Genomic DNA, 13,315 nt, shown 5'->3' with positions numbered 1-13,315 from the left:
GATTACCTCAAGGTCATTTTTAATGTCAGTGTCTTAAATCAACCCGGCTTCTCTGGCGAAGCGTGACAAATTGTTATACCCCAGTGTGGCGTAAGTCAGTGGATGAGCAACAGCAGGATCCTGTTCTGCTTCAACAACCAGCCAACCATGATAGTCATTAGCTTTTAATACGTTAAAAATGTCCGGGTAATTCACACAACCATCACCAGGTACAGTAAAGACGCCACTTAATACTGCGTTGAGGAAACTCATTTTACGATTTTTGACATCTTTCAGCACATCAAGGCGTATATCTTTGCAATGTACGTGATTGATTCGTTTACTCCAACGTTTTGCTACGGCTAACGGGTCATCTCCGGCAAAAGTTAAATGCCCGGTATCCAGTAATAGTCCCACTTCTTCACCTGTGTTTTTCATCAAATTATCAATGTCTTCTGCACTTTCAATCACTGTGCCCATATGATGGTGATAGGCAATCTGAACACCTTGAGATTGAGTATAATGAGCAAATTCTGTCAACTTTTCTCCATACTCTTGCCAGCGTTCTGCCGGGAAGATAGGCCTTAAATGCACCGGCTTATCCTGTTCACCATGTATACAATTGGTCACTTCTGCAAAGACCATCACCTTTGCACCCAGTTCACGTAACAAGGTTAAATGTGGCTGAACGAACATAATTTCTTCTGCAACACTGCGCGTCAATAAATTCCCTGAATACCAGCCAGACACCAATTGCAAATCATGGGAAACCAGAATCGGCCCTAATATATGTGAATGACGGGGAAATTTATTACCAAGTTCAAAACCCGCAAATCCTGCCTGACGCCCTTCTGCCAAACAAGTTTCCAACGGGGTTTCTGCGCCCAGAGAAGGTAGATCATCATTAGTCCATGTCAGAGGATTAATGCCAAGTTGAACAGTCATGATGGTTCTCCTGTAAGGTGAGAGTAAATTAGTGAGAGTCAGTTATGTTCCAGTTTTTTTGTTCACTACCACGTTGGCGCCAGTAGCTAATCAGGTTGTTGTAATTCGTTTTTACTTGCAGAATGAGTGTTTGATCATCAATTTCACCAGCCAGCCATTTCAGGGATGGTTTAGCAAACAGCGTGCGCCCAACAGCAAAGCCTTTGACAATAAATTTACCCGCCGCAGCGTTAAAACCTGCTTTTAATAGCTCTTCGGAAGCATCCAGGCCAAGGAGCACAACTCCATGACAATGAGGGTCTCGCTGAGTAATTAATTCTTCAATTTGATCCCAGGTCGTAGGCTGCATAGGGGGTAATTTCCACCAATCCGGCTTAATGCCGAGATTGTAAAAACGTTGGAGTACGCGCAAGTAAAACTCATCAGAATGCGTCATATCCAATGGTAAGATCACTTCCAATAATAATTCATGACCAGACTGGCAACAGGCTGCATAAATTTCCTGAACTGTTCTTTCCTGCTCCAAACGTAAAGAATGAGCATCTTCAGGATGGAAAAATACCAGGCATTTCACGATATGTTCCCTCGGCCAACTGACAAGCTGGGAACCAATATCACCATGCTCTAAGCGCAGTGGACGGGACCCCGGTAATTCAATCGGACGCCCAATCCATAGCCCTTTTCCAGTCGCTGCATTAAGAACATCCTGCCCGAAAGTGCTGTCACACAATATTCCGGCATGACCTTCCTGACAGGCTTCTGCCCTCACTTCCTGACTGGCGCGGAATAACAATTTTTTCAGTTGTGGAATGCGATCAGGATCGGCATTAACCTTACGTGCCATTTCAACAAACTGGATACGGTGATCAAATGCCATGACACACAACTCTTGCCACTGTTTATGACGACCACTAATACGATGGAGATGGTTTAGATGAATGTCTAAATCAGGGCGATGAACTTCCGTAGATCGTACAAGGTAATTATCCAACTCAGTTTTATCTGGCATCGCTGGCGCGCAACCATGGCGGGAAACCACTAATGCACCACAGGCATTCGCATAAGTACAGCTCTGCTCCCAACTTTCGTTATTAAGGTATCCCCGTAGCAAGCCAGACATAAAGGCATCACCAGCCCCCAAGACGTTCAGTATGTCTACTTTAACTCCCTGTACTGTAATACCTTCATCAAGGATATCAGGAATATTTTCGGTGAACACGGAACAGCCTAATGATCCACGTTTGCAGACTAGTGTTGCTTTACTTAACTCCCTGACACAACGTAAAGCGTCAACAGTATTTTTGGAGCCGCCCGCAATATGAAATTCCTCTTCAGTTCCTACAATCAGATCAAATTGAGCAAGCACTTTCTGTAATTGTGCTGTGACCTGCTCTGAAGCGATATAACGGGTTTCTCCGTCACCAAGTGACGTCAGCCCCCATAACACGGGGCGGTAATCGATATCAAGTACCGTTTTTACCCCATTGCAACGGGCATATTGTAATGCTGTCAACACCGCATCCTGGGTTTGCGAATGGGAAAGATGGGTTCCCGTAATTGCCAGACAACGGGCGGATGCAATATAGTCTTCGCTGAAATCATCGCGGGTAATAGCCATGTCAGCACAGTTATCACGATAGAAAATCAGCGGGAAAGTTTCATTATCTTTAATACCGAGTAACACTAAAGCCGTGAGCCTCTCTTTATCTGTGATTAAATGGCTGGTATCACATCCCACTCTCTCCAGTTCTTCACGTAAGAAACGCCCCATATGTTCATCACCAACTCTGGCCAACATGGATGATTTTAATCCCTGAAGCGCAGTGCCGTAAGCTACATTCCCGGAAGAACCACCAAGGTATTTAGAGAAACTGCTCATGTCTTCCAGACGGGCGCCTATTTGCTGACCATATAAATCAACTGCAATACGCCCCATGCAGATAACATCAAACTTTTTATGTTGCTCCATCACTCTGCCTCTTAACAAGTGCGCGTTTTGAAAACCAATTTTGCTAACCGCGAGATTTAATTAATTTCAGAAACGTTAACCCAACGTTTTTGATCATGAGAACGTACAATCGCGTCTAAAATACGGGAGACTTTCCAGCCTTCAGTAAAATCAGGCCAAATAGCCTGATCCTGAGCGATACCATCAATCAAATCCCTGACTTCCACCGTCTTCTGGTCATTGAAACCAATGCCATGCCCGGCACCATTACAGAAAGGAGCGTAATCCGGATGTTCAGGCCCAAGCAGAATGGTTTTGAACCCCTGACGATTTGCCGGTTCATCATGTCGATATAGTTTCAATTCAGCCATTCGTTCCTGAGTAAAGCTCAGAGTTCCTTTCGTACCTGTCACGATATAACTCAGCCCCATTTTGCGGCCACAGGCAATACGGGAAGTTTCAATCACACCCATTGCTCCTGTATCGAAACGTACTATCGCATGTGCCTGATCTTCATTTTCAACGGGAACTAACACTGGAGAACCGGATTTTTCAGGGCGTGCTTTCACTACTGTTTCCAGATCTCCGCAAACAGTCATAATGTCTGCTACCAGATACTGCGCCATATTGATAATATGAGCGGCGAGATCACCAAGTGCTCCCAAACCTGCTCTATCCTTAAAGCAGTGCCAATGAATCGGACTCAGCGGATCTGCCATATAATCCTCATTATGTGTGCCGTAAAAGTGCACGACCTCACCGATTTCACCCTTCGAGATAATTTCTTTTGCTAACTTCGCTGTAGGGTTTTTCATATAGTTAAAACCTACCAACGTCTTCACTCCCGCATTTGTCGCTGCTACCATCATTTCTTTGGCATCCTGGGAGTTCAGGGCCAGTGGTTTTTCACAATAGATATGTTTGCCATGTTTGATAGCTTCTAATGCCATTTCTTTATGCAAGAAATTAGGCGTACATATATCAACAACATCAATGTTTGGATCAGCAACCAGTTCCCGCCAGTCTCCGGTTGAACGCAGAAAACCAAGTTCTTTTGCGTGGACCTGGGCAAGTTCCGGGGTTATTCCTGCAATCATTTCACGTATCAGTTTCCCTTTTAGTGGAAATACTGTGGGAGCTTGTGCATAAGCGATGGCATGGGAGCGTCCGATATAACCCGCGCCAATCAACCCAATCCGAATCTCTTTCATGTTATTTATTCTCCGGTTACATCATTCAGATTTTTTATGTCTTTTTTGTCTGGGTCTGGTTTTTTCTATGCACTTTTCCTGTGAATAGGGCGTTTAAACAGTGCCTTACTGATTTGATAAAAGACGTAACCCAAGATCCCGGCAGCAAACACATAGTAGAGTGTCATTACATACAGCGGCACGTTCTGTGCCAGAAAAACATACATTGATATTGCCGCCAGAGTAATCAGCCATCCCATTGGTTTCACCATTGACCACGGTGTAATATCCACTTGTTTTGTATACACTTCCTGATAAATCTCAGCAGGGAAGAAATAACCAATCGTCAGCATGAAAATAACATTCAGTGCAAACAGGATACCGACCAGATGAAAGAAATGGATATTGATGTGCAGGATAAAGTTACAGATGATATAAGCCGACATACCAAACAACAGCCCCAGTTTTGCGGCAATCGGGGGAACACGTTTTGTCATTAACCCGACAAGCACTACACTGAGAATCGGAGCATTGAAAATACCCTGTAATTGCTGGATAAGGTAAAACAAACCATCCGGCGCATTAGCAACAAGTGGCGCAATAATCATGGTTAGCAATGCCAGACCAATGCCCAGATATTTACCCACTGCGACCGTCCGTGCTTCGCTGGCATTTGGATTAATTCGTTGTTTGTAAATATTGACAGTAAACAGAGTAACAGAAGAGTTCAGCCCCCCACTGAATGTTGAGAATACAGCCCCGACGACAACCGCGGCAAAAAAGCCAACCAGTATTTTAGGCAAAACTAATTGCACTAATGCAGGATAGGCATTATCCGGGTTATCTATTTGCCCATTGAAGATATGAAATGCGATAACGCCGGGTAAGATAATGATAGACGGGATAATAAGCTTCAACACAGCACATAACATCACCCCTTTTTGCCCTTCTGCCAGATTCTTTGCACCCAGTGATTTTTGTACGATAGATTGGTTAGTACACCAGAAAAACATATTAGAAATGATCAACCCTGTGAACAAGGTTGAGAATGGAACAAGTGAATCTTCGCTGCCAATGGAGTTAAATTTATCAGGATGTGCCTGATAAACGTCGGTCAGACCTTTCCATGCACTGCCATCACCTACGTATAATAAAGCGAAAATAGTAACAATCCCGCCACCAACAATTAATCCGATACCATTAAGAGTATCAGCAACTGCAATTGCTTTAATTCCGCCGAAAATAGCATAAATAGCGCCAAGCCCACCAACACCCCAGACCATAATCCATAATGCAGTGGTTTTATCGACCTGAAATATCTGAGAAACCTGAAATAAACTTTCCAGTGCAATAGCACCGGTATATAAAACAATAGGCAGTAACGAAATAACGTACATTGCCAGAAATAAAATTGAGGTAATCAGCAATGTATTTTTATCAAATCGCCGCTCCAGATATTCAGGAATTGTTGAGATACCCAATTTTAAATATTTTGGTAAAAAATAAATGGCAAACAACACAATAGTTAACGCTGCTATAACTTCCCATGCCATAACAATAAACCCTGTTCTGAATGCCAATCCATTCAAACCGACCAGATGTTCTGTGGATAGGTTCATTAATAACATGGAACTGCCGATATAAATCCCGGTCAGAGAACGTCCACCTAGAAAATACCCTTCAGTGGAATCAATTAAATGTTTGTTCCTTGTTTTATAATAAGCAATCCCAGCAACCAGCAGGGTAAAACCAATAAAAGAAAGAAAAGCTGACATATATTCCTCCCCTGATTTGCTGCCAAAAGGCATCAACAGGCCGACAAGAAAACGGTTTTCCTGAAAAAATAATCTTTCTTATTTTTATAAAATTCTGTTGCTTATAATTTAATTTCCTTACCAGTCAGTAAGGATTCAAGAGCCTTATCAGCAAGGTACAATGCTTGTGCACCATCAAAACCGGTGGTTTCGGGAGTGACCCTGCCTGCTATAACATCGACAAAATGGCTCCATTCCGCGATATACGCCTCATGGTAACGTTGCAGGAAAAAGTGTTCAGGTTTGGCAGACAGGCATCCATTTTCTCCCCAAAATTCCACACTGTTTTCCTTAATGTTACCCGCCGTCAGTAAACCTTTTTCACCATGTAGTTCAAGACGTTGGTCATAGCCATACCCTGAACGACGGCTGTTGGAGATGGTTACCATAGCTCCTGAAGGAAACTTCATAACAATAAACGCCGTATCAATATCATCGGTCAGGCCAATGGCCGGATCAACCAGATTACTGCCTTGTGCATAAACAGCGCAGGGTTCTTCACCGAGAATAAAACGAGCCATGTCAAAATCATGGATGGTCATGTCCCTGAACATACCACCAGAAACCCGGATATATTCAGCAGGCGGAGGAGAAGGGTCGCGGGATGTGATAAGCAGAGACTCTGCTTTACCAATTTTGCCGGAATGGAATAAATTTTTCATTCGACGAAACTGAGGATCATAACGACGGTTGAAACCAACAAACAGAGGAACCTGAAACTGTTTGACTATAGCAAGACACTGTCGAACCCGTTCAAGGTCAAGATGAACCGGTTTTTCGCAGAAAATCATTTTATTGTGCTGAGCCGCCAGTTCGATCAAATCAGCATGTGTATCTGTTGCTGATGCAATAAGAACACCATGCACATTGGGATCGGCCATCGCTGCTTCCGTCGTTTGTATTTTAGCCTGATATTTCTGTGCCAGTATTTCAGCATTTGCCTGATAAGGGTCAATCACGGAGTAAAGGCGAGTTTCTTTATGGTTGGCAATATTAACCGCATGAACCTGCCCAATCCTACCTGCGCCAAATAATGCAATATTGAACATAAATGCTCCTTGATACCTCTGTACCTGCTTTTTGGGTGGATAAAAATATATCAAGCAAAATATTTATTTCAATTTATGTTTATTTGAAAATTTTATTTTTTAGAAGTGGTTAGCATTTTGTGATGAAAAAGCTGCAATTAGTGTTATATCTATCACGAAAAAAGGGTTATTTCATTGGATAATCAATATAAATTTACTTTAAAATCATAGAATAATATAAAACAATCATTCCACTAAGGTATGGTTAAAAGAATACAATGTGATCAATAAACCGTGATCAACAAACAATGATAGTGACGTGGTTGGATATGAAATAAAATTTCCATATCCAACATAAAATGGTTCGTTTCACCACCAGGCAGGAAGCATCAAACCATATTGCAGGGACTACATAGCAAGAAGATTAATATTGACGAGTGTATTTCTCCACATACTGCCTGATGTTTTCAGCCGCCGTTGTAACAGCAAGGCTGTCTGCAACCTGTGCTGTTCCTGTTCTCCACCATGATTCATAATCGTGAGTCATAGTTTTTGGCAGCACTTTAATATCGATTAGAGTTGCGCGGGGTTGTGTTCTGGCATCCTGCAAAGCAGCAATCAGTTGCTGTTCGTTATGTACCCGGTAACTTTTGCAGCCATAGCTTTCTGCGTTCTTAGCAAAATCTACCTGTACAAGTGCGCCATCTAACTGACCACTTTGTTGATTACGATAGCGATTTTCTGTCGCAAAACTCCCCATACCCTGACTCATCTGCAAGTTATTAATGCAACCAAAACCGGCGTTATCAAACAACAACACGGTAATCCTGATGTTTTCCTGAATCGCCGTTTGTAATTCACTGTGTAACATCATATAAGATCCATCCCCAACCATTGCATAAACAGGTTGGTTCGGACAGGCAAGTTTTGCCCCCAGTGCTGCTGCTATTTCATACCCCATGCAGGAATAACCGTATTCAAGGTGATAAGTATCAGGCTCTTTAGGCTGCCACAACCGCTGTAAATCTCCCGGCAAGGAACCTGCTGCACCAACAATAATGGCATTAGGTTCCAGATGATGATCCATCAGGCCTAGTACCCGTGTCTGAGTCAGGTTGGTTTGCAATGTTTCACTGTATTCATGTAATTTATCATCCAGATGCCCCGCAATTTCCGGTTTGTCCCCGATCTGATACTGTATGGAAAACAATCGTGACAGTTCTTGTTGCCAGCTTGTTTTCGCCTGCATAATCTCCTGCTGCCAGTCAGAACGCCATGCTGTTTTCATCAATGCCTGAGTAATCGCATTCAGCCCTTCCCTGGCATCAGTAATAACTGCGACAGCATCCAGCTTGCAGGCGTCAAATTCCGCTACATTAATCGTAAGAAATTCAGCTTCTGGATTTTGGAACAAAGATTTTGATGCAGTAGTAAAGTCAGTAAAACGTGTACCAACACCTATGATTAGATCAGCCTCTTTAGCCAGCAAATTTGCAGCCAGACAACCCGTTGTACCGAGTCCGCCACAATTCAAGGGATGTGCTGCGATAATAGCGCTTTTTCCTGCCTGTGTTTCAGCAAATGGAATATTGAACGTTTCAGCGAACTGACGGAAAGCCTCATGAGCACCGGAATAACGGACTCCGCCCCCGCAAACCAGCAACGGTTTTTTCTTACGCTGGATGAGTTCTACAGCACTCTGAATACGGGGCAAAGAAGCAGGTCGGCGTTCAAGATGATGTACTCGTTTCTGGAAGAAGTAATCAGGGTAATTCCATACTTCCCCCTGCACATCCTGCGGTAAGCAGATGGTAACTGCACCTGTATCTGCCGGATCAGTTAATACCCGCATAGCGTGGATCATTGCACTCATCAATTGCTCAGGTCTGGAAATGCGATCCCAATAACGCGAAACAGGGCGAAAACAATCGTTGGTGCTGATGGTGCCGTCACCATACTGTTCAACCTGCTGTAAAACCGGATCGGGCTGACGACACGCAAAAGTATCTCCCGGTAATAATAGTAACGGGATACGGTTCGCAGTTGCTGTAGCGGCAGCCGTAACCATATTGGCCGCCCCCGGCCCGACAGAAGAGGTTACAGCCAAAACCTGTCGGCGTTTTTTCTGCTTGGCAAAACCAGTGGCAATATGCGCCATACCCTGTTCATTACACCCCTGATAAACTCTGAGATGCCCCGATTCTTGTTCTAACGCCTGCCCCAATCCCACCACATTACCGTGACCAAATATGGTGAAAATGCCGCAAATAAAGGGGTATTCTTCCCCATCAACGTTGATATATTGCTGATTGAGAAATTTGACCAGAGCCTGAGCCATTGTCATCTTTTGTGTATTCGTTGCCTGCGCACGCGTTATTGATGTATCCATGATATTACTCCATCGTTGGCATGATAAAGCTGCTGTCATGATGCTCCAGACGCACACTGGCCGGCCAGCGACTGGTTACTGTTTTCATCCGGGTATAAAAACGCACACCATCATCACCATGCACATTCAACGGGCCGAAAATGGAACGCTTCCAGCCCCCGAAGCTATGGAATGCCATCGGCACAGGAATAGGTATATTGACGCCGACCATGCCAGCCAATACATCTTCACTGAATTGACGGGCGGTTTCCCCATCACGGGTAAAGATAGCAGCCCCATTACCATATTCATGCTGATTAATCAGTTTCAGGGCTGTTGCATAATCCGGTACGCGAACAATGGATAATACTGGCCCGAATATCTCTTCCTGATAGATTTTCATATCTGGCGTGACATAATCAAACAGGGTCGGCCCGACGAAATAGCCGTTTTCATAACCAGGAACCTGATATTCACGCCCGTCCACCAGCAATTTCGCTCCCTGAGCTACGCCACTGTCAATGTAATTACAGATTTTAGCCTTGTGTTGCTCAGAGATGACTGGCCCCATGTCGTTTTCTCTGCCTTCGGTGATCCCAGCACCGACTACCATTTTGTCAATTTGATTTCGGAGTTTTGCTACCAGTTCATCTGCAATGTCATCCCCAACTGCCAGAACAACAGACAATGCCATACAACGCTCTCCTGCTGCGCCAAAGGCTGCTCCGATAATAGCATTCGCAGCCATGTCCATATCGGCATCCGGCATAAGAATGCTGTGATTTTTCGCGCCGCCCAATGCCTGACAACGCTTGCCATGTGCGGATGCCGTGGTATAAACATATTCTGCAATCGGTGTAGAACCAACAAAACTCACCGCCTCAACATGAGGATCAGTCAGCAATACATCAACGGCTTCCTTATCTCCTTGTACAACATTAAATACCCCATCCGGCAAACCGGCCTGCTGCAATAATTTAGCCAGTTCGATTGAGAGAGAAGGATCTTTTTCAGAAGGTTTCAGGACAAAAGTATTTCCCGTCGCTAATGCAATCGGGAACATCCACATAGATACCATTGCCGGAAAATTAAATGGAGTAATTCCTGCACAAACACCCAGTGGCTGCATCAGGGAATGACTATCAACTCCTGTACCCACATTGGCAGAGTGTTCTCCTTTCTGTAAGTGAGGAATACCACAGGCAAATTCGACAACTTCAAGTCCACGAGTCAATTCCCCCACCGCATCAGAATAGATTTTTCCATGTTCTTCGGAAATCAGACAAGCCAGCCTATCCTGATTTTCTTCAAGTAGTGACTTAAATTTGAACATGATCCTGGCTCTTTTCAACGGAGGGGTTTTAGACCACTCCTTAAAGGCCTGGTGAGCAGATCCGATAGCTGATTTAGTCTCTTGGGCTGTGCTCATAGCAACCTGACGAATTAACTGTCCTGTCGCCGGGTTAGACACGAATGAAATACGATCACTTTGACTACCAATGAGTTGCCCGCCAATAAAATTTTTAATCTGTTCCATTCTGAGCCTCTCTCAATACAATTATAAGGTTAACCATTGAAGATGAGTTGAATCATTATGAATTGAATCACGATGCTACAGATATATGAAATATATATTTCATTTTCAATCAGAATTGGAATACCATTTTATTAATGTGATCAATACGCTATTTTTGTGCAATTACATTCATTAGACAGTGGCAACTTGCGAACATCTTCGCCTGCATTTAACAGGCTTGCCTGACGATGAATGAATTATCCATTTCATTACAATTTTTTAGGGAGGCATTATGTCTGCTGCGTCGAATCTGCATGAACTGCAAGAACAAGTTCGCTCGCGTTATGATGAGTTAAGTAAACGGTTACAGCAAGTTGCAAGGTATGTTTTGGATAATACCAATAGCGTAGCATTTGATACTGTTGCGGTGATCGCAAAAGAGGCCAATGTTCCACCTTCCACACTTATTCGTTTTGCCAATGCTTTTGATTTCAACGGGTTCAATGAAATGAAACAATTATTTCGTATGAATCTGGTAGAAGAGACAGCCAGTTATACAGATAGGGCTCGCCTGTTCAAGGAACTGGATGGCAATAAGCAGAAACCGGAAGATCCACAACATATTTTGCAGGAGTTTGCCCATTCTAATGCACAGGCCATTCAGCAACTTGCCGCCCGCACTCCTGTGGAGGATTTAAATAAGGCCGTAGATTTATTGGCAAATGCTCACAATATTTACATTATCGGACTACGCCGATCTTTCAGCGTCGCGTCATACTTTACTTATGCTCTGAGTCATTTGGAGTGCCGTCCCATGCTGGTGGATGGCTTGGGTGGAATGTTTCGCGAACAGATGAATATGATTGGCGCTGATGATGTTGTGGTATCCATCAGTTTTACACCGTATGCCGAAGAAACGGTAATGGTCAGTGAAAAAGCAGCACAGGCCGGAGCAAAGCAGATTGTGATTACTGACAGCCAGATCAGCCCACTGGCAAGTTTCAGTGACATTTGCTTTGTAGTAAAGGAGGCAAAAGTCGATGCATTCCGTTCTCAATCAGCCACGTTATGTCTGACGCAATCATTGGCTGTTGCTTTGGCTTACAGGAAAGAAAATGCAGGATAAGTGATTTCTTTCAAGTTGCCGCTTTATTGGTGGCAACTTGAAATATAGTGACGGATGGAACAGAAAATTTTTCAGCTACTTCCAAATTGAATACTATATGAATATATTGATATGGCATTCTTCGCATTCAGAAATAAACACACACTGTGATAATAATAACTGGTTTTAATATACCCCTATTATTCATTCTCTGATCAGGAGCACTCCATGCCAGCAGTTATTTGGGTTCTAGCTTTAGCAACATTTGGGATCGCCACGACTGAATTTATTATCGCTGGTTTGCTTCCGGAAATTGCCATTGACTTTAGTATATCAATACCCACAGCAGGATATATGGTCACCAGTTATGCACTCGGTGTATTTATTGGGGCACCCGTTTTGATTATTCTGGGTGGACGCATAGAGAGAAAAAAGATGCTCGCTATGTTAATGGTATTATTCATTATCGGAAATATGCTGACGACTTTATCCCCTACATTTTATCTGGCTATTATTGGTCGTATCATTGCTTCACTGACTCACGGCGCTTTTATGGGGATAGGGGCGATTATTGCGGCAGAACTGGTGCCGAAAGATAAAAAGACAACCGCTATCGCATTTATGTTCAGTGGCATGACGCTTGCTAATTTGGTTGGGATACCTCTTGGCACATGGATAGGAAAAGTGGTTTCCTGGCGGGTCACGTTTGCCATCATTACAGTTATCGGCGTTATCGCATTACTTGGGATCTTAAAATTACTGCCTAAATTCAGTCAACAAGCTCCTGCCAGTATCAAAAAGGAGTTGTTAGCTTTTACCAATGTTCACGTCCTGCTGGCTATGGGGATCACTGTTCTGGGACCTGCTGCTTTCTTTACTTCTATTACTTATATCGCACCATTAATGACCAATGTTGCGGGATTACCTGAAAATGCAATCACATGGGTCCTTGTAATACTAGGGTTGGGATTCTTTTTTGGCAATATTGTTGGCGGAAAACTGGCAGATAAGGCCATGATGCCATTGCTATATTGGACTCTGGGGTTACAAGCTTTAGTTTTATTTATGTTCTGGCTCACCGGTGACAATCCATTTATTGCCTGTTTGAGTATATTCCTTATGGCTGCACTTGGTTTTGCCACAGTATCACCAATTCAGCGTCTGGTGATGGATAAAGCCCAGGAAGCCGGTGCACCTAATCTCGTTTCTTCTGTCAATATTGGCTTTTTTAATTTGGGTAATGCTGTAGGCGCATGGTTAGGCGGGGTCATTATCACAGCTAATTATAGTTATTCTACTCTCAATCTGACTGGCAGTTTACTAGCTTCTATGGCATTGTTACTGGCCGTCATTTCAGGTTTCCTCGCCCATAAGAAAACGTACACAAGGATATTGAGAAAATAATTTCACAAAATATGTGAT

The 13,315-nt window shown here is 43.5% G+C and carries 9 protein-coding genes; 2 read left to right on the top strand and 7 right to left on the bottom strand.

The genetic code is table 11. The annotated features are described in order from the left end of the window. Nucleotides 1-33: 33 nt before the first annotated feature. The 7 genes from iolE to BDD26_RS04910 form a co-directional block, all read right to left on the bottom strand. Entirely contained in the window at nt 34-924 is an 891-nt protein-coding gene (iolE, locus tag BDD26_RS04940) for a myo-inosose-2 dehydratase (protein ID WP_115825696.1), read from the bottom strand. 28 nt (nt 925-952) lie between these two features. After that, nucleotides 953-2,893, bottom strand: coding sequence for a bifunctional 5-dehydro-2-deoxygluconokinase/5-dehydro-2-deoxyphosphogluconate aldolase (locus BDD26_RS04935; RefSeq protein ID WP_115825695.1), 1,941 nt, complete (start codon nt 2,891-2,893; stop codon nt 953-955). A gap of 56 nt (nt 2,894-2,949) precedes the next feature. Continuing rightward, the gene (locus BDD26_RS04930; protein ID WP_115825694.1) at nt 2,950-4,083 is read right to left on the bottom strand and encodes a Gfo/Idh/MocA family protein; all 1,134 of its coding nucleotides are present in this window, start codon (nt 4,081-4,083) and stop codon (nt 2,950-2,952) included. Between the two features lie 65 nt (nt 4,084-4,148). Next, the gene (locus tag BDD26_RS04925; RefSeq protein WP_115827495.1) at nt 4,149-5,837 is read right to left on the bottom strand and encodes a solute:sodium symporter family transporter; all 1,689 of its coding nucleotides are present in this window, start codon (nt 5,835-5,837) and stop codon (nt 4,149-4,151) included. A 101-nt stretch (nt 5,838-5,938) separates the two neighbouring features. Then, nucleotides 5,939-6,925, bottom strand: coding sequence for an inositol 2-dehydrogenase (iolG, locus tag BDD26_RS04920; protein ID WP_115825693.1), 987 nt, complete (start codon nt 6,923-6,925; stop codon nt 5,939-5,941). Between the two features lie 403 nt (nt 6,926-7,328). Then, on the bottom strand, nt 7,329-9,293 hold the full coding sequence (gene iolD, locus BDD26_RS04915; protein ID WP_211305453.1) for a 3D-(3,5/4)-trihydroxycyclohexane-1,2-dione acylhydrolase (decyclizing): 1,965 nt from the start codon (nt 9,291-9,293) through the stop codon (nt 7,329-7,331). Nucleotides 9,294-9,297: 4 nt separating this feature from the next. Further along, nucleotides 9,298-10,809, bottom strand: a complete 1,512-nt coding sequence (locus BDD26_RS04910) for a CoA-acylating methylmalonate-semialdehyde dehydrogenase (RefSeq protein ID WP_115825692.1) — start codon at nt 10,807-10,809, stop codon at nt 9,298-9,300. 271 nt (nt 10,810-11,080) lie between these two features. Between BDD26_RS04910 and BDD26_RS04905 the strand changes: the two genes are divergently transcribed. Together BDD26_RS04905 and BDD26_RS04900 are read left to right on the top strand one after the other, a co-directional pair. Beyond that, nucleotides 11,081-11,914, top strand: a complete 834-nt coding sequence (locus BDD26_RS04905) for a MurR/RpiR family transcriptional regulator (RefSeq protein WP_038260550.1) — start codon at nt 11,081-11,083, stop codon at nt 11,912-11,914. A 207-nt stretch (nt 11,915-12,121) separates the two neighbouring features. Further along, a complete protein-coding gene (locus tag BDD26_RS04900; protein ID WP_115825691.1) occupies nt 12,122-13,297 on the top strand; it encodes an MFS transporter in 1,176 nt (391 codons plus the stop codon). The last annotated feature ends 18 nt before the right edge of the window (nt 13,298-13,315 follow it).

This window comes from Xenorhabdus cabanillasii, from assembly GCF_003386665.1.
GTDB classification, from domain to species: domain Bacteria; phylum Pseudomonadota; class Gammaproteobacteria; order Enterobacterales; family Enterobacteriaceae; genus Xenorhabdus; species Xenorhabdus cabanillasii.
The sequence above is the reverse complement of the archived record's forward strand: the minus strand, read 5'-3'. Positions and strand labels throughout refer to the sequence as shown.